Source organism: Candidatus Omnitrophota bacterium (genome assembly GCA_040755155.1).
Lineage (GTDB): Bacteria > Hinthialibacterota > Hinthialibacteria > Hinthialibacterales > Hinthialibacteraceae > JBFMBP01.
In genome coordinates this window covers 45,441-72,040 of record JBFMBP010000144.1, presented here as the reverse complement: position 1 = coordinate 72,040, position 26,600 = coordinate 45,441, and the positions used below count along the sequence as shown (strand labels likewise).

The window sequence follows — 26,600 nt, the reverse complement described above, 5'->3', positions numbered from 1 at the left end:
AGGGGGTTGCCTTAAGTCTATTAAAATCAACCCCCCTCTAACTCCCCCCAAGCTTGGGGGGAGAATTTAAAAAGTAGACTTTATCAATTTTACAAGAACCTCAAAAGAGAAGATATAAATAGGATATCCCCTTTCGAGCGAGAAAAAAAATCGTTAAAGTAATTCTAAAAGGCGCCGATAAAAGGGAATTTTTTGCCATATCCATGAATACGAAAGCCATTCTCATAGGGTTGAACGACCGGAAAGTTCTGCAAGAAGGCTGGTACGGCTTGGAGAAGTCGCCCGACGGGCTGCTTTATCGCGCCTCGTCTGTACGCGCCGAATGGAAGATCGCCGGTTTCGGCGGGCGGATTCGCCTGACCTTGCTATTGGCGGCGCGGCCTGAACATGTTGGGAAGCCGCTGCAAGCGACCGTTTCCACGGAAACGGGGACGAAATTCGAATTTCAACTGGGAACCAATCAATGGACTACGCGCAACGGCGAATTGATTCTGCCCGCCGACGGAAAGATCGCTTTGGAAGTCTATACGCCCTGGTCGCCCCACCAACTTTATCAAAACGGCGACGCCCGATCGTTGGGGATATTGCTCAGCGCACTGCATATCCGGACGGCGTAGAAGCCATATTGTATTTCATTTGATATAAGATTATACTTTTCAATAGATTACAAAAAGGATTTCGCCTATGGCCTTGCAACCGTCCGTCGGTTATAACTCATTACAACAGGAACAATTCAGTAATGCGTATCTGCAAGCGATCGCTTCAGTGGCGGGATGCGTAATGGCAAAGCCGAATATCGATGACGATAGCGTCGATTGGACTTTATCCTGTAAGATAGAAGGGCGTCCGAAATTAGATATTCAATTAAAAAGCACAGTGGATTACGATTTGAAAGAGAATATCTTTAAATACGATTTGGAAACAAAAAATTACCGCGATCTTATTATTTCGGATATTCTTGTACCAAGAATATTAGTAGTACTTTTTATTCCCCAGGATATTTCGGAGTGGCTTTCTCAAAGGCATAAGGAATTAATGCTTCGACGATGCGCTTATTGGAAGTCGCTTAAGGGATTCCCTCCAACGGAGAATAAAAATACCATAAGAGTTGATATTCCTTATGACAATCCATTCACTGTGGTAGCACTAAAAGAAATGATGATTAAGATCGGAAAAGGAGAATCGCTATGAAAGCGAAAGTATGCGATCCGGAAACGCTTCAAGCGCTCAAACCTAGCGATCTTATCGCCTATTTAAGAACGCAGGGATGGGAACAAGAATCAAGTCGCGGCGATAAAGCCGCCATTTGGGTATATTCAAGAAATAACAAAGAGGAAGCGGATATATTATTGCCGTTGCGGCAGGATTTTGACGATTATGCTATTCGTATGAGCGAAGTATTAACGATTCTCGAAAAAGTGGAGCAACGTTCGCAATTGGATATTTTAAACGATCTGCTTATCTCGTCCGCCGATCTTATTCGGGTGAGATCGTTCATGGATCGCGCCTCCGATGGAACGATAGCGCTGGAAGACGGCGTTACTTTTATTCAACGGACGCGAGATATGCTCTTATCGGCGGCTTGCGCAGCCGTGAACAAAAAACTCTATTACGCAACGCGAAAACCGCAGCAAGTCATCGACTATATGAATCAAGTCCGAATGGGACAAACGGAGCGGGGGAGTTACGTCGTAACCGTGCTGTCGCCCGTGTCTCCCGAATTGAAAGCGGAAGAGGCAGAGCATTTATTTACCATTTCTGATCCTTTCGAACGCGAGGTTACGAAAACTCTCGCCGCCGCCTTGAACGCCGCCAAAGAGGCGTCGAATGAATCTTTGTTGACGAGGAATATGAAGCCTTTTCAGGAAGCCGTCCATAAAGGCGTAAGCGTTAATTTGTGCGAAGCGTTGTCCGGTCTCGCGCAGATAAGCCCTCATCGAGAATTGGAGGTGTCCATTTCCTGGTCGCGCAACCGCGAGCGGGAGAAGCTGCCGTCCAAAATATCGTTTACCGAAAATTCGATTTCGCTAATTAGAGAGTATGGCAGGATTTCCCGCGAGGCGGCGCCGAACGAAGGCTGCGAACTTCAAGGAGTCGTGATTAATCTTCATAGTGAAAACGTAGAAGAAGGCGGCGACGCAACAATTTTTGGATTGATTGACGGAAATCCTCGAAAAGCAGTAGTTAAACTTAATGGCAAAGATTATACGAAGGCGATCCAAGCGCATAAAAAAGGTATGCAAGTAACTTGTATTGGCGACTTGGTCAAAGAGGGAAGGTCTTATTCTCTCGTCAATCTAAAACAGTTTACTTTGGAAGAAGAATTCGAATAAACGAATCGTTTTACTTTCCGTCCATCAATAGAATTCTTTCCATACCATCCATAATCTGCGAGGAGATTCATGTCATTCATCCATCCCATCACGAAAAAAGAATTTCCCGATTGCGTTGTGGGGCCGATCGCGCCGATGTTTACGCCGGTGGATGCGGAGCGGCGCATCGATCATGACGCTTTACGCAAGTTCACCCGCTGGCTGGCCGCCGAGCCTTCGATTACATCTCTATTTTGGCGCAGCGGCTGCGGGCGCATGTATACTTTTTCCGCCGAGGAATTCAAGCAATCGTTGGATACTGTCGTCGAGGCGGCGGAGGGGAAAAAGTTCGTCTTCGCGGGCAGCAGCGGAATTTATGACGGCGATTTCAGCCGTAAAACCGATCCCGTTCGCTATCTTGACGAGACGATCGCCTTGAGCGCTTACGCCAAAGAGCATGGCGCAACCGCCGTGGTATTGATCGTACCCGCCGGGTTGCCGGTGGCGAAGGATTCGACGCCGGAAGAGACGGTTGCCGCCTTTTTCGAAAAAGTGCATGAGAATACGAACGTCCCCATTCTCATCTACAATCCACAGGCAATACCGAAAGAATTCTCTATTACGCCGTCTCTCGTTCGGCGCCTGGCGCCGCTCAAGCGCATTATCGGCGCGAAGGTTTCCACGAACGATTTATATTGGCTGGGTTCGCTTGTCGAAGCGGCGGAAGGGAAGGAATTTTACCTCATCGCCGGTTCGGAGTGCGTCTATTATCAGGCGCTGGTTACCGGCGTATGCGGCGTAATCGGCCAGGGCTGCTGCGTCTATCCCCAAATTCTGCGGCGCATTCTCGACGCCGTTGGCGAGGGCGATTTCGCCGCTGCGCGGCAGGCGCAATTCGACGTCAACCTGGCTTTGGACGGTTTTCAAGGCATCGTCCCCGATCAAAGCGGCTTCGCTTATATGCGCAAGAAGGGGCTGAAGATTTCCGCCTATTGCCGCGACGGCGCCTCGCCTTTGTCCGGCGCCAAGGAAGAGGAGATTTTTCAAGCCATTGAGCCGTTTATTCGGAAATACGCGTCTTGATAGGAATCATCGATAGGTTAAACGGCGCGCTCCATCCTACAATCCGATGATGAAAATCCACGGGTGAAGGATTCGTCTCTCATTCAGATCAAACTTAACATTGCAATCAAAAAGGTAGGCTTGCCGCCTGCCTTTTTAAGGATTTGTCAGAAAATGAGGAACCATTGCAAATTCATGAGATTTATTCCGCTATGCTCGCCGATCAACCGCGTAATGATCTCATTATTGGCGATGTACGAAAATCGCTTCAAGAAAAACGTTCGCCGCTCGTGTTAACAGAACGAAAAGAGCATTTGCGAAAGCTGGCGGAACAACTGACGGGAATCGTCAGAAACATTATTGTTCTTCACGGAGGAATGAAAACTTGTCAACGTCAGGAACTCATGAAAAAACTGTCAAGTATTCCGGATAATGAAGAACGATTGATTATCGCCACTGGACGCTATTTAGGCGAAGGTTTCGATGATGCCCGACTCGACACTCTCTTTCTTGCCATGCCGATTTCCTGGCGAGGGACGTTAGCCCAATATGCGGGACGCCTTCATCGCGGGTATCATTCGAGAAAATAATATTTGCGTAAATATTAACAGAATTAGAATTTGCGATATTAAGCTTTTCATAATGACTCCCGGGAATCCGTCTAAACGAACTCCCCTCTTTATATGTTACATACATTATTGACGTAACGGCAAAAAGCCAATTTTTTGTAGTGTGAGCTTCCAGCCTGCACAAGATACACCGCAGGCAAGATGCCTGCACCACAATAGGTAGTCACCCGATTGCATTATCAATACTTTTTGCCGGATCGTCATTATTGATTTTCGAATTGTAATGGTCTGCGAACAAGATCAAAACTTGTCGTAATCCAGGAACCGCTTTGAAATTCTTTTATTTGTTTTGTGTAGTATAGCATGTTGTAATGCCCCGTTTCGTAATCTTTTCCGCCTTCGCCAATGATCGAAGGATAATGATCGAATTCATGCCGCGTCGAAGATAATGCCGATGTTGCGCCCATGACAAGATAAGAGGAGGATCTCCAATTTACAGGATCATTCGATGTATGAAGAAAGAACGCTGGCGCGGTATTTGTCTGCTGGCCTTTGCTAAATTAAGAATATAATCAGCGTCGTTGAGGTAAGTATTTTTACTGAACTTTGGATTTAATCGCCACTTACCTGCTGTAGAAAAACCCATTATAAAAAATCTGTAACAGGTCAGCCATCTGAAGTGAGAAAGGGAGGGAATGGGGGTAAATGGCCGGTGCGGATATATTCCCGAAGCGCGGCGACGAGGGTTTGGATCGGATTGTATCCGCGCCGTTTCAGCGTGCGAAAAATAGTCATCAATACCGATTGAGTCAACGCGCCCTTTTTACTGCGATTGCTATAAATGATTTTTCGAATCAACACCGCCGTCCGGATTTCCCGTTCCGTCTGATTGTTCGTGGCGGGAACCTCCGGATTCTTGAGAAAAACCAACAATTCGTCCCGGTATTTCTCCAGGCGTTTCGCCAGCCGCCGCGCATCGGAATCCATGTAACTTGCCAGCGCCAAATCCAGCAGGCGTTCGTACAAGTGGTCGATGCGGGAAATGTAGGTCTCCGGCGAGAAATCCTCCCGCGTCCGCAGCCGCAGAGCGTCCTGGATCATCCGTTTCGTCTCCGTGCAACACCGCCGATTTCGGGATCTCGGCGGCCAGGTCTTCATACCAGACCAGCAGGATGATTCGCAACTGATGCCACTTCTGAATCAGTCCCCCTTTCGTCAACGTGAACTGCAAGTGGTAATTGAGAGTATCCAGGATTTGGGCGGTCGTCATCCCCAACGCGTAATGCCAATAGGCCGTCAGAACCAACAAGCGGTTGCCAATCGTGGATTTCGGCAAAGCCGCCTCCACTTTGGGTTCCACCAGTTTTTTGCATCGGGGGCAGTAATCCCGGTGCAGGAGATGTTCGGCGACTTCCGGCTGGATGTCGGCGGGAATGTCCTCGACGATTCGCGAACGAACGCTGTTCTCGCCGTTGCATTGTTGGAGCGGTCCGCCGCAATCGGCAAGAGGAAGCCTTGCGTCGCCGTATCTTGCGAGGACCTAAAAAAGCGGATGGCGTAAAAGTCTTTCATGAACCGGATATCCGCCGGATCGTGGAAAAGGAAATGGGCGTGGAGTATAAATCCAGGAGTCTTTATCCGGTGTTGCGGCGGATCGGCTTGTCCTGCCTAGCGCCTCGCCCCAAACATCCCAAAGGAGATCGCGCCCGGCAAGAGGCTTAAAAAAAATGCCAGAGCGAGTGGAAGAGATCCAAGCGGCGCATCCCGGCCAACGGATAGAGGTTTGGTTTCAAGATGAAGCGCGAATCGGCCAACAAGGAACGATGACTCGCCAATGGGGGATTCGCGGCGAGCGGCTAACCGTTCCGCTGCAGACCGGATACGAATGGGTTTACCTGATTGGCGCGACCTGCCCTCAAACCGGAAATTCGCTGGCGCTGGCCTTGCCGCAAGCCAATACGGAAATGATGAACCGGTTTTTAAAGAAACTCGCCGCCGCCATGAATTTAGATACGCATCTAATCCTCGTGTGGGACGGGGCGGCGTGGCATCGCTCGAAAACGCTGGTAATTCCTAAAAATATCTCTTTGGTTTCTCTGCCGCCGTATAGTCCCGAACTCAATCCTGTGGAGAGGATATGGCGCTATTTGCGCTCTCATTTTTTGAGCAACCGACTCTTTAAAAATTATCATGCGATTTTGGAGGCCGTTTGCGATGCTTGGAATCAATTTACTCTTGATCCCCAACGTGTGGCTTCCGTTACCTCGGTCTCCTGGCTTCTCGCATATAATTAAATTGAAACCGTATTACAATGCCCCTTTTAAAGGGGCAAATGACAATAAACCGCCGTTTAAACGGCAAGTGAGCCGCTACGATTCTGATTCATTCAATTTTACGTCAGTTTTATCGTCGGTTTGCGTCCGCTGCCACCGCAATGGGGGCAGGTGTATGTTAGCTGCTGCGTCAGGCTTCTTCCTACTCGTTGGCGCGTGATTTGGATCAATCCCAAATCGGTGAATTGCTGGATGTCCGAAGGCGTACGGTCTTTTTCCAACTCGCGTTCGAGCGTTTGAAAGACGAGTTCCTTATCTTTTTTTTGCTTCATGTCGATGAAATCGACGATGATGATGCCGCCGATCTGGCGCAGGCGCAATTGGCGGGGAATCTCTTCCGCCGCTTCCAGGTTGGTTTCGAGAATGGTTTCGTCCTGGGTTTTGCCCGCGACGTTTTTGCCGGTGTTCACGTCGATGGCCGTCAGTGTTTCCATTTCCTCGATAATCAAACGCCCGCCGCAGTCGAGGTGGATGTTGTTGGTGAAGAGCCGGTCGATGTCTTTTTCCAAGTTGCAGGCTTTCCAAACCGATTGTTCCTTCTCGGTATGAATGCGGATCAACTCGTCCGGGACGGATCGAGGCGCGATAATTTTCAAAAATTGGGAGACGCGGTATTTCAAACGCGGATGATCGATGACGATTTCGCCGACATCCTCGGTGAAATCGTCCCGCAATACGCGCTCGAACAAATCCACTTCGCGATGGATCAACTTGCAACCGGTCCCCGAATCGTACTCTTTCTCGATGCGGGACCAAGTGCGGGTGAGGTATTTTATGTCGTTGAGAATATCGCCAGCGCTGCGTCCCTTGGAGGCAGTGCGGAAGATGACGCCGCCTTGCAAATCCATTTCCCGCTCGACGAGTTCGCGGAACCAATCCTTTTCTTTATCGTCCAACATGCGCGACATGCGGATCACGTCGGAATAGGGCATATAGACCACGAAACGGCCGGGGATGGAAATCTTCGCCGTTAGCGCCGGGCCTTTGTCGGCGATGGCTTCCTTCGCCAATTGCACGAGGATATTTTCGCCGGGCTTGAGGACGTCTCCGATTTTCGCTTTTTGCATTTGATGGCCGTGGAAGTTCTTTTTATACAATTCCGGCCCCATATCCTGGAAGCTGAGGAATCCGTGCTTCTCCAGGCCGATATCCACAAAAGCGGCGTTGAGAGCGGGAACGATGCGCGTTACGATGCCGCGATATATGTTGCCCGACGTTCCATGATCGATTCTCTCTTCCGGCTTGATCCAAAAATCCGTAATGCGGTTTTTTTCGATGATGGCGGCGAGCAGATACCCCGCTTCGGAGGCGAAGATGATGCGGCGCAGAATTTTCTTTTCTTTGACAGCAGCGATTTGCGGCGAAGTTTTTTTCCTCCGGCTTGACCGCTTCCGTCCGATGCGTTGTTTTTCAGGGGAGACGGCGGCCGATTCCGGCGCGGCTTCCTTCCTAATTTCGCTGGGACGTTCGGGAGCGTGGACCGCCGGTTCCGGCGGCTGGATGACTTTCACCGGCGCTGGAGCGATAGGGCTGGCGGCTGGTTGAACCGCCGCGCCGTTTTGGGGAGAAGGCTTTCTACGCCGATTGGAACGTTTGCGGCTAGATCGCTTCGGTTGAGCGGCCGGCGGCGACGGAATAGCAGCGCTAGGTTCCGGCTCCTTTGGCGAAAGCGGAACGGGAGGTGCGGCGGCGGTTTCTGCTTTGGATTCAGCGGCGGGCGGTTCCGGTAATTTTGCGGACGCCGGTTTTTGGCGGCGGCTGGAGCGTTGCCGGCTGGGATGAGGCGCTGCGCCGGATTTTTGTTCCTGCGCCGCAACGGACGGTTCCTGCTTTGGCGGGGAAATGGCCGTTTCTTCTTTGGATTCGGCGGCGGGCGGCTCGGATGAAACGGCCGATTCCGCCGGTTTTTTGCGGCGGCTGGTTCTTTTACGCTCCGCACGAGGTTTTTCCTGCAGCGCCGCATTCGAGTCGGGCGATGAAGAGGAATCAGCGCCGGAACCGGTTCTCTCCGGGACGCCGGATTCGGAATTCATATTGTTCTTTTCGATTGGATCCATGAGGATTATTTCTTAGCCTGTCAATAGGGGAAAGATTCGAGCGGGCTTCCAAAAGGCGCCGCTTTGATTGCAATCGAATAGGATGGAAGGACGATTATTTTGAGATGTCATATCATTGAAAAAAGGATATTAGGGACTCTCTCCAAAAAACAACCAACTAACATATTCTATCGGATATTACACTTAATATTATACCAAATCAATTATTAATTAAGGGAGGGCTTACCTCATTCAAGACGTTCGTCTCTCCATCAATTTTCGATTTTCCTTCCAAAAAGATGCGCTATCCGTTTATAGATTTTAAAACTCTTGCGCTTTTCCAGGTTGTCCCGCCAGCGGCTGATATCGGCCATACGCTGGATGGCGGAGGAATACGTCTCTTCCCAAAGTTGGAGACTGCGCTCCAAACGTTGGACGTATTCCTTCATTTCCCCCGCCACGGCTTCCTCGACAACGGGAAGGAGCGGTTCTTCTTTCTCTTCGGTTTTTTCTTCGCTGATTTCCTTGGGTTCTTTCTTCTCATCCAAAGGAGGTATTGGCTCTTTGGGCTTGAAGGATGCTTGTTGAGAGAGAAGAAGGTTTAGTATTTCCAAAACGGCGCGGTGGAAAAACTCGTTATCCGCTTCCGTCTCCTCCTCCATCGAAGGATGGACCAACCCTAGGCTCAACGGTTCTTCCGCCGCGAAAAGATGAAGAATCATTTTCCGATATGTTGGCGGATTGAAGTCGCAGGGGAAGAGTTTTTCCTTATACCACTCGTCCAGTTTCTTGGCCGCGTCCAGACTGCCGGGAATCGCTTCCAGCAAAATATCGATAGATTGCAATTGAGTCCATCGGCGCAGCGAACCCACATTGAAGATGGCGGATTCGCCGCCCTGTTTTTTCAATTGCGCCGCGATTTCCTCTATCTCCGGCAAGGGATATTGGGCGTGTTCCCCAAGCCAGGGATGATCTTTTTCGTACAATCGCCGATAGGTCTCGCCGATGTTCTTTTCCGCCGCTATTACTAGTGGATGATTATGGGGAAACGAGAGAATGATTCCTTGCTTGGCGACTCGCCGCATTTCGCTCAAGAATAGCGGACGCTTTTCCGGGGCGATATGCTCCAATACGTCCAGGCAAACGCAAAAATCGAAAACGCTGTCGGCGAACGGCAAATTTTCGCCGCCTGCCCGCACCTGATTGCCGGGAGCGTCCGCCCGGGGATCGCAAATCACCCAATCATGCTGCGGCGCCATGGATTGCATTCGTCCCGGATATCCGCCGACGTCCAATACGATAGCTCCCGATTCGGGAAGCGCCCAGTTCAAGAGATTTCGCGCGGTTTCGCAACGCTGCCAGGAATCGAAATTCAACATGGATGATCCAGCTCCTCCCAACCGCCCATTACCATATTGCCGGTCATGGGCCATCCAATCGATAGCAAGCCAACTTCGGTCATGTTGTTTTTACTCTAGGTTGGTTGGAAGTGGAAGGGAAATAGGCGATTCGGAAAAATATCCCTCGGCGAATTCCACGCCGATGGCGGCGCCGATGGTTCGATTATAGGCTTCGATCTGCTGAAAATAATGGCTGGTTCCGATATAGCGGTAATCCGGCGGCAGATCGGGATCGATGAATTGGCTGCGATAGGTTAATAATATTTCTTTCTTTTTGGGGAAATAGCCGGTGATATCCACAGCGAAAGAGATCGTCCGCCAATCGTGGATGAAATAGTAAAACAAGCGCCGGGGGGAGAAGGCGGGATATTCCGTTTCCAGTTTGGGCAGGCGCGCCAGGAAAAAGGCGGCTTGGATCAATTTCGCCGCCGCTTGGTGATCGGGATGCCGGTCAAAGGGCGGACAAACGTAAACCTGCGAACTGCGAAAACGCCGAATGGCGTCGATAGCCTTGCGGCGATTCTCTTCGTTATCCGCTACTTTCCCGTCGCCCAGATCGAGATTGCCCCGGTAATGCAAGCCCATCGCTTGGGAGGCTTCATGCGCTTCACGGGCGCGGGCGGCGGCGTCGCCTTTGGTTCCTAACTCGCCCCGGGTAAGGTCGATGACGCCCACGCGCTTTCCGGCGGCGATCGATTTCAAAATGGTTCCGCCCATACCCAGTTCGGCGTCGTCGGGATGGGGAGCGAAGATTAACATATCCAGCGGCGCATCGTTCATGCCTAATCCAATCTGCGGCTACTGTAATGTTTTTCGATTATCGGATATCCTAAAACCCGAAACGGGCTAGAACAACCAGCATGAAAGGGCGAATTATGATTTACCGCGTCGGAATGATCGGCTGGGAAGACCATATCGGATATACTCTCGAAGCAATCGCCGGGATGAAAAACGTCCGGCTCGCCGCAATAGCGCGAGTAGGCGAGCGCAGCGCCGACCGCGTCAAATCCTTCACCGCTTTTACGGCTGAAACCAAAGTTTACGACGATTACCGCGAGATGCTGGAAAAAGAAGCGCTCGACATCGCCGCCGTTTATACTCCGCACGGGACGCGGGCGCAGGCGATTATCGACGCCGCGCGGGCGGGCTGCCATATCTATTCGGAAAAACCGCTGGCCGCTAATTTGGAGGATTTGGAGCGCATCAAAAAAGCTGTCGCCGAAGCCAATACAACGCTGACCATGATGCTGGTTATGCGTTTCTACGGCGTATACCGAAAAGTGCGCGAGATCGTCCATTCGGGCGCCATCGGCGCAGTGGCGCAATGTTCGGCGCAGAAATCCTATAAAGTCGGCGACCGTCCGGAATGGATGAAAAAACGGGGATCGTTCGCGGGAACCATCCCTTATATCGCCTGCCATTCTCTCGATCTGATCCGCTGGTGCAGCGGTTTGGAATTCGTGAAAGGCGCCGCTTTTCATCATAACGTCGGCAAGCCTGAACTGAAGGAAATGGAGAATACCGCCAGCATGATTCTCCTGGCGAACAATGGCGCGACCATCTCCACCCGCCTCGATTACTGCCGTCCGGAAAACGCGGATGCGTGGGGCGACGACCGCTTGCGCATTGCGGGCGTCGACGGCATCGTCGAATTGATCGGCGATCAAGTCTTCCTAATGACGAAAAACGAGAAAAAACATATCGTTCCCGCGCCGCCGAACGGCGCTCAGTTCCCCAACCTGATCGCGGCGATCGAAGGGCGGGAAGAGTTGGTCGTCCCCGCCGAAGATTGTTATCGCATAACGGAAGTTGTATTGAAATTGCGCGACGCGGCGGATCGCCAAGTCATGACCGATTTATAAATTCCTTCCATGAAATCTCTATTTTATAAACTCATCGGCGTGGCGATCTTCGTTTATTTATTGGGTTGGATTGTCGATATCGGAACCTTGGGCGCTAGAGTAGGTTCTTTGCGTTTCAGCGTATTGGCGCTCGTGATTCCGTTTCATCTCGCCCAATGGACGCTGCGCGTTTTGCGTTGGCAGATGCTGCTGCGCAACGAATCCATTCCTATTTCGTTTTGGGAAAATTTCGCCGTGGCGACATCAGGCTTTTTCTTCGGCAGCCTGACGCCGGGGCGCCTTGGCGAATTTGCTAAGGTGAAATTTCTTATGAATGCAGGAGCCTCTTTTCGCGGCGCTTTCATGTCCTCGTTTCTGGAACGAGTCATGGATATTTTCGCGTTGTTGTTTTACGTCGCCGCGGGCATCCTCGTCTGCCGGGATTTAATGCCGGAACAGGCTTATTATTATTTCGCTATGGCGCTTTTCCTCTTAGCGGCGCCCTTGGGAATGTACATCTATCGCAAGGCGCTTCTAACTCTGGCTATGCGCATGATTCCCGAAAAAATTGCCGTCGATGTAGAAGAAAAAATCCACGTCTGCACCCGATCCTTCAGAAACATTTCTCCCAACCAATGGGCAGCGATGGCGCTTTATTCTTTGGCAATATGGGGTCTTAACTATTGGATGATATTCCTGCTCTTTCGAGGAACGGGGTATAGCCTTTCGCTTTACTACGCCTTCGCTTTCGCCGCTTTTGGATCGTTAGCAGGATTGCTACCAATTTCCATCTACGGCGTAGGCGTGCGGGAAGCGATTTTGATGGCGTTTTTTTCCCGCGCCCATTATCCCGACGCCGTGAATGCAGCCGTCGTTTTCGGATTGATGTTTCTCGTCTTGCTGATTTATCACATTGTTTTAGGTTTCATCGGTTGGATGAGTCCGGCGATGAAGCGTTTCCTGACGCGCCCCGTTTAACCGTTATCGATAGATGCTGATCGCAATAGCCGATCTATTATCTTAAAACCAGACAATTATTCCATCACTTAAAAAACCGATGGATTGAAAAACGTGAACCATCTTGTATTGTCATTCGCTTGCTTTGATATCTTTACTCGCCCCGTTTTCTTCCTGCGATACAAAAAACATCAATCGTACTGCAACAAATTTCACGCTTCGTCATTAAGGTAAATGACGGATACATTACTACGGAGCAAAAATATGACGGCCATCTCGCAGGCGTTGCGAAAACTGGAAAAGATCGTTGCGGCGAATACAGACGAATGCGCTGACATCGAATCCGAGAAAACATTGGTAGAACATGCCAAGACAAGCGCCGCCGCCTTCGGACAATTATACGAAATCCACTACAGCGCTATTCTCAACTACATATATCGCCGAACCCTGAATAAAAACGCCGCCGAAGAGTTAACCTCCAATACCTTCTTCAACGCTCTGAACGCCCTCCCCAAGTACCACCATAAAGCGCCGTTCCGCGCCTGGTTGTATCGCATCGCCCTCAACGAATTGCGAATGTTTTTTCGCAAAGAGAAGCGCAGAAGAACGACCGAACAAACCTTCCTTTGGAAGGAAGATATTGAACGAATCTATTTTCACGGGTTGAACGTCGAAGAACGAGAAGCAAGCATGAAGCAATATGCGCATCTGCACCGGGAAATCTCCAATCTGCCGATGCGCTACCAGGAAGTCATCGCCTTTCGGTTTTTCGAAAACCTCGAATATTTCGAAATCTCGCAAATCTTGGGCAAGCGAATGGGAACCGTTAAATCCTTGATCCATCGGGGACTCAAACGGCTCCGAAAACAAATGGAAAAACAAGACGCAACCTTTTTTGAAAATCGGCATTAATACTAATTGGATTGGCCGATCCGAAACGAATAAAAAGCGAAGTGGAGGCGTATCATGAAACGCAAGAAAAGCATGGAAGAATGGCTCGCCGAAACGCAGGCGCCGCGCATCGTCGAAAGCAGTCACCGAGAACGCCTCAAAAACCAACTCATTCAAGAATACCGAAAGGAGAAACCCATCATGATTCGATGGATGACAACTCATCAAAAAACAGCGTGGACGCTGTGTCTATTCCTAATAACGGTCGTCGCGACCTCGTCGTGGGCAGGGTACACCGCCTTGCGTTCGTACATCGTAGAGGTAAAAACCGTACGCGAAGTCAACATCATCGATGAAAAAACGGGCGATGCAACCGCAACAGTCCAAATTGAAACCGTTGAGAAGATATCCACAATCGCGCCGGATAGCATTGAAAAGGTAAAAACCGTACGCGAAGTCAACGTTATCGATGGAAAAACGGGAGATGTAACCTCAACAGTCCAGATTGAAACCGATGAGGAGATATCTACCGTTGCGCCGGATAGCGCGGCCGCACTCTCTGAAGTCGACAAAAAGGCTATCGAATAATCAGAATTGAGCGATCCGAAGACCGTTGAGAGACCAGATCGGTTCACTCCGTCTGGTCTCTTTTTATGGAAGAATTCTACATAAATCCAGAAAGTTTTAACGATATTCCTTTTCGCTGCAATGCGTCATCAAGGGTTATTGTTCTTCGCGGGAACGGAGGAGAGAAAGGATTTCTTGGGCGGATTCGGCTTGCAATATTTCGTTGCGGAAGGTTTCTTTGCGGAAATATCGGGAGATTTTGCTCAGGATGCTGAGAAAAGAGGTCTGCAATCTCGGTTCCCCCGCCAGCAAGAAAACCAAGTGAACCGGGCGTCCGTCCAGGGATTCGAAATCGATGCCTTTCTTCGATATTCCCAACACGAGGACGACGCCGCGGACGCCTTCCGCCGTGGCGTGGGGAATCGCCATGCCATAGCCGATGCCGGTGGTTTGAATTTTCTCGCGGGCCATTAAGGATTCAACTAGTTTATCCAAATTGCTAACTTTACCGCTTTTTGCGGCAATTGCGGCGAGTTCGCGGATCGCCTCCGATTTTGTTTCGCTTTGGGCGTCGAGACAAATACGATCTTCGCTTAGGATTTCGGAGAGTTGCATCCCATTGGTTCCCAAAATTCGATTCTTGAAATAGATCATTTAAATTATTATATAAAATTGCTTTCCAAGGGCAATCCATAGAGGCGACTCAACGTAAAAAGTTCTTAAACTTTTTCCAAACGTAAAACTGAAAAATAAGAATATTGGCGCTCCTTAAAGAGGAAGAGTCGCCATCAAACCTATTTTCTTCTATACTGGAGCCTTATGAGGATAGTATGATCGAAGCGAATGGGAGAATGCTTATGTCCAATCAATGCAATCGGCGCGATTTCTTCAAATGGACGGCGAATCTGGGATTAGCGGCGGCGGTTTCGCGATCGGTATTCGCTTCCGAATCGACGGATCGCCAATCGAATTGGCCAATCGGGTGTTTTACGCGGCCTTGGGACAAGTACGACTATCGCGTAGCGCTGGACGCCATTGCGGAAGCGGGTTTCAAACATGCCGGACTGATGACGTGCAATTCCAAAACCAGTCTGATCATAACTTTCGAAACCACGCCGGAAGAGGCGCAGCAGATCGGGGAAGAGGTCAAGAAACGAGGTTTGGAAGTTCCCGCCGTCTATGGCGGAGGCTTTCCGATGCAGCCTACGATCCAGACGGGAATCGACGCGCTAAGGAAATTGATCGATCGTTGCGCCGCCGTGAAAGGGAAAACGCTGATGATGGGGGGCGTCGAGGCGCCCGAACTTTATGAACCTTATTATAAGATTATCTCCGAATGCTGCGATTATGCGGAGAGCAAAAAAGTAGGATTGACATTGAAACCACATGGCGGTTCGAACGCCACCGGTCCGCAATGCCGAAAATCGATCGAAAAAGTGGGCAAGAACAATTTTACTCTCTGGTACGATCCCGGCAATATTTTTTATTATTCGAAAGGCGAGTTGAATCCCATCCTGGACGCTCCAAGCGTCGATGGTATTGTGACGGGCATGTGCGTTAAGGATTATCTGCCTCCGCAAAACGTGATGGTTACGCCCGGCGAAGGGAAGGTGGATTTCCCAGCAGTGTTTTCCCTATTGAAGAAGGGGGGATTCGCTCGCGGTCCCGTTGTGATTGAAACGCTGGCGCCCGGCAGCCAGGCGGAAATCCTGGCGCAAGCCAAAAAGGCGAAACAATTCGTCGAGAGTTTTGTTGGATAATCGCCGGAATGTTTTAAAACTACTATCTCTATTCCTTTTTTGCAACTCATGTTAGGCGCGAGGAGGAGTTTATAAGACGTTCCAAAATTACGCTTATGTAACGAAGACGCGAAAAGAAAACCTCCACATACCCGCCGTTGAAACGGTGGGCTATTATCGTTTGCCCCTTTAAAGGGGCATTTGGCAATAGCCCAGCCTTTCAAGGCTGGGAGAATTAATTTCGCGGCATTCGACTCATTTCGCGTTTCGAAAGCTATGAACATGAAAGACTCAACGCCTTTTTTAAATGATATTTACAACAGCCTGAGAGTACGAGCTGCGTAGTAGGAGTTTGAAATCCGATCGATTTGGGAGATTTTTATGAAGAAGTCCATTTACGTATTTCGATTTTTCTTCGCCTTCCTTATTTGTTTATGGGGTTTAGAAGCCTCCGCAGGAATAAAAGACGATCCCTTCGTTCAGGAATATCATGAAGCCTATCCAATTCCCGGCGGAGACTCCGCCAATGACGTTCGCGCTATCGCCATAGATGGAGATGGAACCGTATGGGCTGGAACCCAAGCCGGTCTTTTCGCTTTGCGCGGCGGAGCGTGGTCTATCGTTCCCGAAGTCGAACCGGGACCCGTATACGAATTGCAGATGGATCGCCAGGGCGTTCTTTGGGTGGGCGCTTGGAACGGCGTATATCGAATCTCCGATAAGGGGATTGATAAAACTAAGGGAATTCAAAATCCTATCGGCGTTATCGGCCTGCTTCCCGATGATATGATCGCCATCGGCCCGGACGGTTCATGGCGTTGGAATAACGGCCAATGGCAAAACATCGCAAGCGGCTGGTCGTTGAACGCCAGAGACGCCGCGCTCGACGGTGAAGGAGCATTGTGGATCGCAACGGGAGTAGGACTTTATCGCTGGGACGAAAAAGAACTGGATTATTATTTCAAAGATGAAGAGTTGACCTATAGCGAGACGAACGCTTTAGCCTTTGCGCCGGATGGGAAATTATGGATCGGCGAATTGGGCGGCATTGACGTTTATCAAGACGGCAAGCGCATTCGATCGATTTCCGGACGCGACGGTTTGCCCTATCATGATGTCCGCGCTTTGGCCTTCGACGCCGACGGAACCTTATGGATCGGAACCGGCGGCGGCGTTGCGCGGTATGACGGCCTGCGATGGTCGCAGCGCCATAGCCGCCGTTGGCTGCTCAGCGACGATGTGCGCGCCTTGGCCATCGCTCCGGATGGCGCGGCTTGGATTGCTACGGCCAAAGGCGTCAGCGCCATCAAGCGAAAAACAATGACATTGGCGGAAAAGGAGGCTTATTTTCGCCAAATTCTGGGAAAGCGCCATATCCGGCCGCCCGGATTCGTGGAGAAATGTTACTTCCCCAATCCCGCCGATCGTTCGGTTTTCGAACCTTACGACGACGACAACGACGGCCAATACACTAGCATGTATATGGCCATGGAAAGCCTGCGTTTCGCCGTAACGAAGAATCCCGAAGCCAAAGATCGAGCGGATCGCGCCTACGATGCGCTGGAGCGGCTGCAAACTATCACGCAAACCGGCAGTTTCGTCGCCCGCACCATCGTTCCCAGCGATTGGAAGCGCATGGCCGACTCCAACGAAGCGATTTCTCCCCAAGAAGCGGCGGAGCGACGCCTTCGCGATCCGCGCTATAAACCGATGGAGAAGCGTTGGCGCCTCTCGGCGGACGGCAAATGGCTTTGGAAAGGCGATACCAGTTCGGATGAAATTACGGGACATTTTTTCGGATATTATTTTTATTACAAACTGGCCGCCGACGATGCGCATAAATCCCGCGTTCGCGATCATGTGCGCAAAATTATGGATGGAATCATTCGCGGCGGCTACGTTCTGCGCGACATCGACGGCCAGCCGACGCGGTGGGGCGTATGGTCGCCGGAAAAATTGAATCACGATCCCGATTGGCGGGTGGAAAGGCCGATCAATTCGTTTGAAATTTTGTCCTATTTAAAAACTGCCTATTTCATCACCGGCGACGAGAAATATCAAAACGAGTTTAAAAAATTAATCGAAAAACATGGCTATCTGGACAATTGCCGCCGCCCTAAAAGTTACGGGAGATCGGACCGCACCCATATCGACGACGAACTGCTCGCTTTGGCCGCGCCGGGATTGATGCTGAACGAAGACGATCCTCAATTGCGCACAGCGTTTTTGGAAGGATTGACTTGGGCTTACAAAACCATCGAGAATGAAAACGATCCTTTTTACAATTTCATCTATGGTTTAGTTGGAGGCGAGGATTGCCATCCAACCGAAAGCGTGGATTTTCTGCGCGATCAATCGTTGGATTTAATCCAATGGACGGTGGACAATTCGCAGCGCGAGGATGTTCGGCTTGTCCGCTTTCCTATGGTGGAATCGCTGCAAATCGACCGTATGCTGCCCGCCAGCGAACGGGGAGTCATGCGGTGGGATAAGAATCCGTGGAGCGCAACAGCGGGAGATATTCAAGATACTGAAGGGCATTTCGAAAGTTGCGGCGTCTTTTGGCTCTTGCCCTATTGGCTGGGCCGCTATGCCGGATTCATTGAATGAAGAGTGATGAGTGATGAAAAAATGATGGGTCAAAAAACACGACCCATCCTACGGTCTCAAGGGCAGAAACTACCTTGCCCTTGCCGCCTGCCTTTTGAGGATTTGTCTGTATACCTTTTTCTTCAATCGTATTCCTGCCAGTCGATAATGCCAACCTGCGGCGTCAATGTAAATTTTGGAGGCATGTCGGGAACGGATATTTTGTATATTTCCCCATTTGTTAGTTCTACTAAAAACACAACATCATTAACTTCCCTAAAAATATGTTCAAAACCGTCATAGCGAAAATAATTAATATCCATTTTTATGAATTTTCTTGGAGGATAATAAGAAACGCCGTTGAGAAAAATAAACGAAACGGAATCAACGACGTCAGGGAAACCTTTAGCGGTTAAGTCAATGTTGACGAATGAATAATCCCCAAAAATCGTAGCCGGATCGGTGAGGCATTCAAACTCAACCTTATCTTCCATAAAAGAATAAGCCTCAAAATACAGCCAGAAAACTTGATAAGGATAAGAACCTTGAAGAGAGCCGGGACGTTGCGTCCAGATATTAGGTTTTATGTTTTCATCGCAAATAATTGGAAGAAGAGAAAATAAAAGAGTTAATGCATCGGGAATCGTCTCCGAGAGTCGAACGTCGAAACTGATATGATCGGAAAAAGAATTGTAACAGTTTACCCGATTGAAGAGAAATCCTTGTTTTTAAGCCCTGAAAGGGCGAAATAAGATAGCCCAGGCCAACGGCCTGGGAACAGGATCAACAAAAACCTTAAGCCCTGAAAGGGCGAAATAATGAATTCGTATTTCTTCTCTTCATAAGGCTAAATAGTTGCACTTATGATAACGATGGAATTTTAGGCTTTGGTTTCGCTGCGGGCTTCTTCTTCGGTCATGATGCAGTCCAAGGCGTGTCCGGCTAGGGAGGCGGCTTGGGATTTGCCTTTTGCGATTTGTTCCAGCAGCGGTACGGCGGAAACGGCGTGCAGATCTTCTAAAAGATAAATGAAGGAAGGATTGATTTTCCCGGTGCGCCGCTGTTCTTGCAGCCTTTCGATGAGCGACTGGATTTCTTGCTCGCCGGAACGCTTGCGGAGATGGACGAAGGCCATTTTGGCTTCCTGGGGTATAGGGCTTTCAAGAGCCGCAACGATCTCATCGAGTTTTTTGCTCTTCGCCCACTCGCTGCTTCTCTTTTCCAGCGCTTTCGCATAATTAATGAAGATATAAGCGGCTAGCAAAAACAGAATGGCGCTGCCGATGACGATTCCGAAAAAAACTGGGGAATCGAAAAGTTTGGCAATAGGCAAATATTTGTCAAAGAAAGATTCGCCTTCGGTTTGGGCGAATGCCTGGCGCGTCAAAATCGACATGGAAAATAAACAAAAGATCTTTTTCATTGCAACACCATTTCAAGATTTGTATTTGTTGGTTACGGGCAAACGCCGGTCGCTGCCGAAGGCTTTGGAGGTAACGCGCAAGACGATGGCCGCTTGCCGGCGCTTGTATTCGGCGCGGTCGACCATATTGATAATGCGTCTCGCCGTTTCCGGGTCGTAGCCCAGTTCCACGATTTCGGCCAGGCTGCAATCCTGTTCAATGTAGGCGTGCAGAATGCCGTCCAATATATCGTACTCGGGAAGGCTGTCCGTATCGAGCTGTCCGTTGCGCAATTCCGCCGACGGGGGCTTGAGGATGGAGTTTTCCGGGATTAAATCGCGTCCCGCTGCGCGGTTGCGGAAGCGCGCCAATTCGTACACCATCGTTTTCGGCGCATCGGCGATGACGGCCAGGCCGCCGCACATGTCGCCGTAAAGCGTCGCATAGCCCACCGCCATTTCCGACTTGTTGCCGGTCGCCAGCACGATATGCCCGAATTTGTTGGAAATGGCCATCAGGATATTGCCCCGGATGCGGGATTGCAGATTTTCCTCGGTAATATCCGGATCGCGGCTATGAAATTCTTCATGAAAAAGTTGCAGATATTGGGCGAAAATGTCTTCGATGGCGAATTGCTTGAATTCGATGCCCAGGTTTTGCGCCAATTGGGCGGCGTCGCTTTGGCTGTGATCGGAGGAATAGCGGCTAGGCATGGAAATGCCGGTTACGTTTTCCGGTTCGAGGGCGTCGGCGGCGATGGCCGCCGTCAAGGCGGAATCGATCCCGCCGCTCAAACCGATGACGGCTTTTTGGAAGCCGTTTTTATGGACGTAATCCCGCACGCCCATAACCAGCGCTTGGTAAACGTCTGCGATGGGATCGTAGGCGAGCGAAACCGGTTTGGGCAAAAAGGGATTGCGGCGCAGATCGAGGGCGCCCGCGTTGGGAACAGTGGAAGCCGTGTTGCCGTTGGAAACGAAAAGGCGCACCGGTTCCGCCCCTGGCTGTTCCGCGGGAAGGGAATCGCGTTGGATGGGAACGGCCAGCCGACCGCGGTGAATCTCCTCGAAACGGATGTCGCCTACAATGAGGTCTTCCGCAAAAGCCGCCCCTTCGGCGATGATCTTCCCTTGGGGAGAGACGATGAGGCTGCGCCCGTCGAACAGGAGTTCGTCCTGCCCTCCCACCTGGTTGCAAAAGACCAGCCCCACGGCGTGATCCTGGCAGCGGCATTCGATCATGGTCTTCCGCTCCAGACAGCGTCCGGCGCTGAAGGGGGAGGCGGAGAGGCAGAGGATAAGATCAACGCCCGTAGCCGCCATGTTGGCCGCGGTTTGGGGATGCCATAAATCCTCGCAAATCAAAACGCCGAAGCTGGCGATGTCGGTCTGGAAAATGGAAAGAAACTCGCCGCGCCGGAAATAGCGCTTCTCGTCGAAGACGCGGTAATTCGGCAATCCCACTTTGCGGGCGACGCCTACGAGCTGGCCGTCGTGCATGACGGCGGCGGCGTTGTAGCTGTCGCCGTCGCGGACGACCAGGCCGGCGACGACAAGCATTCCCTTGGTTTCGGGGACGATTTCGTCGAGGCGGCGCTGTTGATCGGCGATGAACTGGGTTTTTAGCAGCAGGTCTTTGGGAGGATAGCCGCAGATCGCTAGTTCGGGAAAGGCTAAAAATTGAACGCCTTTATCTTTGGCTTTATGAATCCACTCGCGAATCTTGCGCGTATTGCCGGGAAGATCGCCGACCGTGGGATTGATTTGCGCCGCGCCGGCGCGCAGAAAGGAGACGTTTTTTTTGCTGGTCATTTTTTTACTTTTACTCTCGAATTGTATTTATTGACAACCTGAATAGCGGGGCTGCAAATGCAAATGATGAATGATGAAAAATAAGGGATATTTAATAGACAGAAACAACCTTACCCGAATCACCAAGTCGCCAAGTCACCATGTCTCACCGTCTCACTGTCCCTATTAAGTATAAAACCGGATAGCGCCGAATACGAAGAGTCTCGGTGAAAATTATTCTTGAGAAAGGATGCGCTTCGGCGATTTCGGGTCGCTGAAGTCCAATTCCAGGGAGAAGGGATCCCATTGAACTTTGAAGATTCCGCTTCCATACACGGAACGAGTAAAGGGGCTGGAATATAAATCATAAGAGGAATCCTTCCAGGGATCGGATTTCGCGCCATTGATCATAAATTCTCTTCCTTGCATAGAGAAGAGAAAAACGTCGCCTCGCCGCGAGACGAAGGAAGCCCACTCTTTTTCTATTTCCAAAGGAGAATCGCTCACTTCTTTCTTGAATTGGGCGAAGGAGGAGAAGTTGGCTTTCAGTTCCACTTCCAATAAGAAAGCCGTATACAAGTCTTGAAAACTCAGAATGGCCGCATTGTATTTTTCTTCCGCTCCGATATGGGCGGAACGCCACCAATAACTTTTTCCCGCCAAGGGACGAAAGGCCAGATATACTTCCCCCACCTCGGCGAACCACCAGTCGTTTTCCTGGGAAAGCGGGGCGAAAGCGTCGGGGATCCAAATCCGCGTCGGCAACTGGGCGTATCGTTCGTCGATCTTCATTGCGGCGGAATCGGCGAAAGCGCGTTTGCGGTCATGGCGGTGGAATTGGCAGAAGAGGATGTTTTTATATTGGAAACAGGTGGCGTTCCAAAAATAAAACTCGTCCTGATAGGGAGGAGCGCCGCCGCTGTATAGTTGGTCTCCGGCAAAGGAGAACATATGATGGCCTTGATTGTTATCGTCGAGGATCAGCAAGTCCCAAGGACGGGTTTGCGAGGGTATCCGTTCGTCGCGCAATTGAAACGAACCCAGGATGTATTGGGGCGCAACATGGGAGTATTTTCTGCCGTTGCCGGAAGTTTCGGGGCGGTTTCTATCCAGGCAGTATCGAGTTTTCACATTGTAGGTTCCCCGGAATTTCCAGTCGTTTCCCAAGCGGACGACGGCGAGGGGGGGGATGTAGTTCGTGGAAGCGGCGTGGAGCGTTATGGGAGCGATGGCGTCTTGAAGTTCGGCGGGAGGATGGCCGAAGAAGATATAATGCAGCCGATTGCCGGGAAGAGGGGCGACCGCTTCGAAGGAACGGCAGCGGGCGCCGCCCCAGAAGCCGTCCAGCGATTCCTGGGCGATATCCGTCAGCAGCATATCGATGACGCCGTCCGACTTGAGGCGCAGAACCTCGTCATCGCAAAAATCGCGCAGGCAGAGCAAGGCGCCCAGATCGAAAACGTAATAGGCGGAAGAACGTTCTTCGAAGCCGTAGCGCCCGCGCCGGTCCAGCCATTGATGAGCGTCGTCCTGAGATTGTTGCAAATGGCTATCGTTAGACTGTCCGTCGGGCCAGCGGTAATCAGGCGTGGCGCTGGAAACGTGCTTCGCCCATAAAAAGAGCGCCGCCGTCTTGAGAATCTCGCGGCTCTCCGTCAATTGGGGAGAATTATCCTGCGCGAACAACATTTTTTGGTAACGGGAAAAATAAGACGCGATCTCCTTCTCGATATGCTGTTTGGTTTCGGGAAACAGCCGGTTGGCATCGTCCTGGCAGGTTCTCAGCAATCGCAGCAGAAGAGTGCATTCCCGCAGGCTGGCTTCATCGCCGCGAAAGGCGAGAAGCGTTCGATTCGCCTTTTCGATATCCCGATTCAGCAAGATTTGGGCGACGCTTTGTTCGGGAGAGGGGCTGGCGGCGGCGGCGATATCCTGGAGGCATTGGAGTTGGCGGGAATGATAGTTTTCCAAGAGAGCGCGGACGCTTTCGCCGAAGACGGGACGGCATGCGACTAGCCAAAGCGATGCTGTCAGGAGTATGAGATAGATGGAAAGATGAATGATGAATGATGAATGATGAATGATGAAAAATTTGGGATGTTTCACGGGTAGAAACAACCTTGTCATTATCTCCAAGTCTCCTTGTCGCCTTCTTAGGCGGCGGTGAAATGGATTTTTCGCGGCAGTTGATCTAGTCCGCCGTTGGCCTCGGCAACATTTTTCAAGGCGAGCAACAATAAATTCACATCGCCTTCTTCGAGAACGGCGTTGAGATATTCCGCCGCCTCGCAGGGATCGCGGAGAGCTTCCAATAGATGAGGTTGATAGGGTTCAGAGGCTTGATCTTTCATGAGTTCGTCACACATCCAAAAATCGGACTTCGGGAGCGTGGCGTTGGATGAATTCCCTCCGAGGCTCTACGGAATCGCCCATAAGGACGGTGAAGATGGCTTCCGCTTCCACGGCGTCGTCCATGCTGACCTGGAGGATGGTTCTCGATTCCGGATTCATGGTGGTTTCCCAAAGTTGATCGGGATTCATTTCGCCCAATCCTTTGTAGCGTTGAATATCGACGCCTTTGCGTCCGGCGGTTTTGATAAATTCGAGCAATTGGGGAAGATAATGGGCCTGGCGGCTGCCCGTCTTGTCCCGAACTTGAAAGATAGGCGGGGGAAGTTGCTTGCCGTTGCCGTTTTTGCCGTTTAGATTCGAATGGGGATCGTCCTGCTTGGGCCAATGGTTCAGAAGATCGAATTCCATTTTTTCGATTTTTTTGACGAGCGGCTCCAATTCCTGGGATTCGAAGAATTCGATGACTTGATAATGCAATTGATGTTCTTTTTCGCCGCCGTTTTTCTCTGCATTCTCTTCCTTATCCCATAGTTTTACTTCGTTCGCTTCTTGGATGGCGTCGATGATTTGGGTGTATTCTTTTTCGGTATAGGCGTATTCCGGGCCGGCTTCGCTGACGATTTTATAGAGGGGCAGAGTGCGTCCGCTCTCTTTGCGTTCGTGGAGCAACTCGCGCAGGGAAAGGCCGCGGCGGTAGAGTTTATGGTCGAATTCCATAAGTTGCATAAGGGATTCGAGCAGTTCGTTCAATTGGTTGTTGGTGAGGGGTTTGGCCTCTTTATCGCCGTTGAGGGGAACGCATTCCACGTTTTCGACGCCCAATTGCAAGAGATAGGCGTCGAGATCGCGTTCGGATTCCAGATATTGTTCTTTCTTGCCGCGCTTGATGCGAAACAGGGGGGGTTGGGCGATGTAGATATATCCGGCGTTGATCAGATCCGGCATCTGGCGGAAGAAGAAGGTCAGCAACAGGGTGCGGATGTGGGCGCCGTCGACGTCGGCATCAGTCATGATGATGAGGCGGTGGTAGCGGCTTTTGGAGAGGTCGAAGTCTTCTTCGCCCACGCTGGTGCCGATGGCGGTGATGATGGTTTGGATTTCCTCGTTGGAGAGCACTTTGTCCAGCCGGGCTTTTTCGACATTGATGATTTTGCCTTTGAGGGGCAGGATGGCCTGGAAGCGGCGGTCGCGCCCTTGTTTTGCGGAGCCGCCGGCGGAATCGCCCTCCACCAGGAACAACTCGCAATGTTCCGGCTCGCGTTCGGAGCAGTCCGCCAGTTTGCCCGGCAGGCCGCTGCCGTCCATGACGCTTTTGCGGCGGGCGAGATTACGCGCTTTGCGGGCGGCTTCGCGCGCCTGGGCCGCGCCGATGACTTTTTGGACGATTTTTTTAGCCTCGGTGGGATTTTCCTCGAAGAATTCCGAGAGGCCGTCGTTGACGATCGATTCGACCAAACCCTTGACTTCGCTGTTGCCCAGTTTGGTCTTGGTCTGGCCTTCGAATTGCGGGTTTGAGATTTTGACGGAAATAACGCAGGCCAATCCTTCGCGCAAATCTTCGCCGGAGATGACGATGTCGCTTTTTTTGAGCAGATCGTTGCGCTTGATATAATCGTTGGTGGTGCGCGTCAGCGCCGAGCGGAAACCGGCGAGATGGGTTCCGCCTTCGCGGGTGTTGATGTTATTGGCGAAGGAAAAGACGTTTTCCTGGTAGCCGTCGTTGTATTGCATGGCGATTTCGACGGAGACCAGTTCGTTTTCTTTGCCCTCTACGGCGATTTCTCGTTCTTTTTGGAAATAGATGGGGCGGTTGTTGACGACGGTTTTATTCGTGTTCAAATATTTGACGAATTCGACGATGCCGCCTTTGAAATGGAAAGCGACTTGCTTTGCTTCTTCTCTTTCGTCGGTCATCGTAATCGTGATGCCGCCGTTGAGGAAAGCCAGTTCCCGCAAGCGTCCGGCGAGAACGTCGAAGGAAAAAACCGTGGTTTCGAATACTTTGGGATCGGGCTTAAAAAGAATTTTCGTACCCGTTTTTTTGGTCTCGCCGATGATCTCCACTGGCCCTGCGGGAATTCCGCGCTGGTATTTTTGGTAATGGACTTTGCCTTGGCGTTTGACTTCCACTTCCAGCCATTCGGAAAGGGCGTTGACGACCGAGACGCCAACGCCGTGAAGGCCGCCGGAGGTTTTATAGGATTTATGGTCGAATTTTCCGCCGGCGTGAAGCACAGTCATGACGACTTCCAGGGCGGTTTTGTTTTTCTGAACGTTATGCTGGCCGACGGGAATGCCGCGGCCTTCGTCTTTTACGGTGACGCTGTTGTCGGAGTGAATGATAACGTCGATTTGTTGGCCGAATCCGACGGAGGCTTCGTCGATGGAGTTGTCCACTACTTCGTAAACCAGGTGGTGGAGTCCCGACGCGCCCGTGCTGCCGATATACATGGCGGGGCGTTTTCTTACCGCATCCAACCCTTCCAAAACGACAATATTACTTTCATCATAGGTCGATTGATTTACGGCATTAACCATAGGAAGTTTCCCTCGATCCCTAACATGGTATTAAAACGAAACCATTGGCTGGTTCAAACAAGTTTTGTTCATCATAATAGGCGAATTGCGAGCGGATTTAAAAAATCGTTCTCATGAAGGAGATTGTCCTAGACGGCATAACGATTTCGCCGATGATCCAGGAAGGCGGAAGAGAACGAAATTTTACATTTTCCTATTCGCTTAGGCTTACTATTGATTGA

Annotated in this window: 25 protein-coding genes; 14 read left to right on the top strand and 11 right to left on the bottom strand. The window is 50.8% G+C overall.

Annotated elements, in window-relative coordinates; translation table 11 throughout:
- Positions 1-203 precede the first annotated feature (203 nt).
- The 5 genes from AB1656_22265 to AB1656_22245 all read left to right on the top strand — a co-directional run bounded on the left by AB1656_22265 (position 204) and on the right by AB1656_22245 (position 3,964).
- Positions 204-617 carry a hypothetical protein gene (locus tag AB1656_22265; protein ID MEW6238123.1) on the top strand — a complete coding sequence of 138 codons (414 nt, stop codon included), beginning with the start codon at positions 204-206 and terminating at the stop codon, positions 615-617.
- Positions 618-684: 67 nt separating this feature from the next.
- Positions 685-1,191, top strand: coding sequence for a DUF4365 domain-containing protein (locus tag AB1656_22260; protein ID MEW6238122.1), 507 nt, complete (start codon positions 685-687; stop codon positions 1,189-1,191).
- Positions 1,188-2,333, top strand: a complete 1,146-nt coding sequence (locus AB1656_22255; protein MEW6238121.1) for a hypothetical protein — start codon at positions 1,188-1,190, stop codon at positions 2,331-2,333. Before AB1656_22260 ends, AB1656_22255 begins: the two co-directional genes overlap by 4 nt.
- A gap of 69 nt (positions 2,334-2,402) precedes the next feature.
- A complete protein-coding gene (locus AB1656_22250; GenBank protein ID MEW6238120.1) occupies positions 2,403-3,395 on the top strand; it encodes a dihydrodipicolinate synthase family protein in 993 nt (330 codons plus the stop codon).
- 164 nt (positions 3,396-3,559) lie between these two features.
- Positions 3,560-3,964: a helicase-related protein gene (locus tag AB1656_22245; protein MEW6238119.1), complete on the top strand. Its 405-nt coding sequence runs from the start codon at positions 3,560-3,562 to the stop codon at positions 3,962-3,964.
- 645 nt (positions 3,965-4,609) lie between these two features.
- On the opposite strand, the gene AB1656_22240 is transcribed toward AB1656_22245, so the two are convergent.
- Entirely contained in the window at positions 4,610-5,044 is a 435-nt protein-coding gene (locus AB1656_22240) for a transposase (protein ID MEW6238118.1), read from the bottom strand.
- Between the two features lie 289 nt (positions 5,045-5,333).
- Here AB1656_22240 and AB1656_22235 point away from each other — a divergent pair, with 289 nt between their 5' ends.
- Genes AB1656_22235 through AB1656_22225 form a run of 3 tightly spaced genes read left to right on the top strand, consistent with a single transcriptional unit; the run spans position 5,334 to position 6,237 of the window.
- Positions 5,334-5,504: a hypothetical protein gene (locus tag AB1656_22235; protein MEW6238117.1), complete on the top strand. Its 171-nt coding sequence runs from the start codon at positions 5,334-5,336 to the stop codon at positions 5,502-5,504.
- Positions 5,474-5,665: a winged helix-turn-helix domain-containing protein gene (locus AB1656_22230; protein ID MEW6238116.1), complete on the top strand. Its 192-nt coding sequence runs from the start codon at positions 5,474-5,476 to the stop codon at positions 5,663-5,665. Before AB1656_22235 ends, AB1656_22230 begins: the two co-directional genes overlap by 31 nt.
- Before the next feature lie 5 nt (positions 5,666-5,670).
- Positions 5,671-6,237 (top strand): IS630 family transposase, encoded by a 567-nt coding sequence (locus AB1656_22225; GenBank protein ID MEW6238115.1) that lies wholly within the window; start codon positions 5,671-5,673, stop codon positions 6,235-6,237.
- Between the two features lie 98 nt (positions 6,238-6,335).
- Here AB1656_22225 and AB1656_22220 read toward each other — a convergent pair whose 3' ends face one another.
- The 3 genes from AB1656_22220 to bshB1 form a co-directional block, all read right to left on the bottom strand.
- A complete protein-coding gene (locus AB1656_22220; protein MEW6238114.1) occupies positions 6,336-8,333 on the bottom strand; it encodes an Rne/Rng family ribonuclease in 1,998 nt (665 codons plus the stop codon).
- A gap of 251 nt (positions 8,334-8,584) precedes the next feature.
- Positions 8,585-9,691 carry a class I SAM-dependent methyltransferase gene (locus AB1656_22215; GenBank protein MEW6238113.1) on the bottom strand — a complete coding sequence of 369 codons (1,107 nt, stop codon included), beginning with the start codon at positions 9,689-9,691 and terminating at the stop codon, positions 8,585-8,587.
- Between the two features lie 90 nt (positions 9,692-9,781).
- On the bottom strand, positions 9,782-10,492 hold the full coding sequence (bshB1, locus tag AB1656_22210) for a bacillithiol biosynthesis deacetylase BshB1 (protein ID MEW6238112.1): 711 nt from the start codon (positions 10,490-10,492) through the stop codon (positions 9,782-9,784).
- 80 nt (positions 10,493-10,572) lie between these two features.
- On the opposite strand from bshB1, the gene AB1656_22205 reads away from it, so the two are divergent.
- From AB1656_22205 to AB1656_22190, 4 genes are all read left to right on the top strand, one after another.
- Entirely contained in the window at positions 10,573-11,574 is a 1,002-nt protein-coding gene (locus AB1656_22205) for a Gfo/Idh/MocA family oxidoreductase (protein ID MEW6238111.1), read from the top strand.
- Between the two features lie 9 nt (positions 11,575-11,583).
- The gene (locus AB1656_22200; protein ID MEW6238110.1) at positions 11,584-12,531 is read left to right on the top strand and encodes a lysylphosphatidylglycerol synthase transmembrane domain-containing protein; all 948 of its coding nucleotides are present in this window, start codon (positions 11,584-11,586) and stop codon (positions 12,529-12,531) included.
- A gap of 243 nt (positions 12,532-12,774) precedes the next feature.
- A complete protein-coding gene (locus AB1656_22195) occupies positions 12,775-13,422 on the top strand; it encodes an RNA polymerase sigma factor (protein MEW6238109.1) in 648 nt (215 codons plus the stop codon).
- 54 nt (positions 13,423-13,476) lie between these two features.
- Entirely contained in the window at positions 13,477-13,989 is a 513-nt protein-coding gene (locus tag AB1656_22190) for a hypothetical protein (GenBank protein MEW6238108.1), read from the top strand.
- Positions 13,990-14,124: 135 nt separating this feature from the next.
- On the opposite strand, the gene AB1656_22185 is transcribed toward AB1656_22190, so the two are convergent.
- Positions 14,125-14,583: a PTS sugar transporter subunit IIA gene (locus tag AB1656_22185; protein ID MEW6238107.1), complete on the bottom strand. Its 459-nt coding sequence runs from the start codon at positions 14,581-14,583 to the stop codon at positions 14,125-14,127.
- Positions 14,584-14,825: 242 nt separating this feature from the next.
- Here AB1656_22185 and AB1656_22180 point away from each other — a divergent pair, with 242 nt between their 5' ends.
- Positions 14,826-15,728 carry a sugar phosphate isomerase/epimerase family protein gene (locus tag AB1656_22180; protein ID MEW6238106.1) on the top strand — a complete coding sequence of 301 codons (903 nt, stop codon included), beginning with the start codon at positions 14,826-14,828 and terminating at the stop codon, positions 15,726-15,728.
- A gap of 360 nt (positions 15,729-16,088) precedes the next feature.
- Entirely contained in the window at positions 16,089-18,317 is a 2,229-nt protein-coding gene (locus tag AB1656_22175) for a two-component regulator propeller domain-containing protein (protein MEW6238105.1), read from the top strand.
- Positions 18,318-18,439: 122 nt separating this feature from the next.
- Here the strand turns inward: AB1656_22175 and AB1656_22170 are convergent, their stop codons facing one another.
- The 6 genes from AB1656_22170 to gyrB all read right to left on the bottom strand — a co-directional run bounded on the left by AB1656_22170 (position 18,440) and on the right by gyrB (position 26,379).
- Positions 18,440-18,790 (bottom strand): hypothetical protein, encoded by a 351-nt coding sequence (locus AB1656_22170; GenBank protein MEW6238104.1) that lies wholly within the window; start codon positions 18,788-18,790, stop codon positions 18,440-18,442.
- Between the two features lie 386 nt (positions 18,791-19,176).
- Entirely contained in the window at positions 19,177-19,719 is a 543-nt protein-coding gene (locus tag AB1656_22165) for a hypothetical protein (protein ID MEW6238103.1), read from the bottom strand.
- Between the two features lie 12 nt (positions 19,720-19,731).
- Positions 19,732-21,510 (bottom strand): NAD+ synthase, encoded by a 1,779-nt coding sequence (locus AB1656_22160; protein MEW6238102.1) that lies wholly within the window; start codon positions 21,508-21,510, stop codon positions 19,732-19,734.
- A 213-nt stretch (positions 21,511-21,723) separates the two neighbouring features.
- Entirely contained in the window at positions 21,724-23,616 is a 1,893-nt protein-coding gene (locus AB1656_22155; protein ID MEW6238101.1) for a hypothetical protein, read from the bottom strand.
- A gap of 26 nt (positions 23,617-23,642) precedes the next feature.
- Complete coding sequence (locus AB1656_22150; GenBank protein ID MEW6238100.1) at positions 23,643-23,840, bottom strand: hypothetical protein; 198 nt, start codon at positions 23,838-23,840, stop codon at positions 23,643-23,645.
- A gap of 7 nt (positions 23,841-23,847) precedes the next feature.
- Complete coding sequence (gene gyrB / locus AB1656_22145; protein MEW6238099.1) at positions 23,848-26,379, bottom strand: DNA topoisomerase (ATP-hydrolyzing) subunit B; 2,532 nt, start codon at positions 26,377-26,379, stop codon at positions 23,848-23,850.
- Positions 26,380-26,600 lie beyond the last annotated feature (221 nt).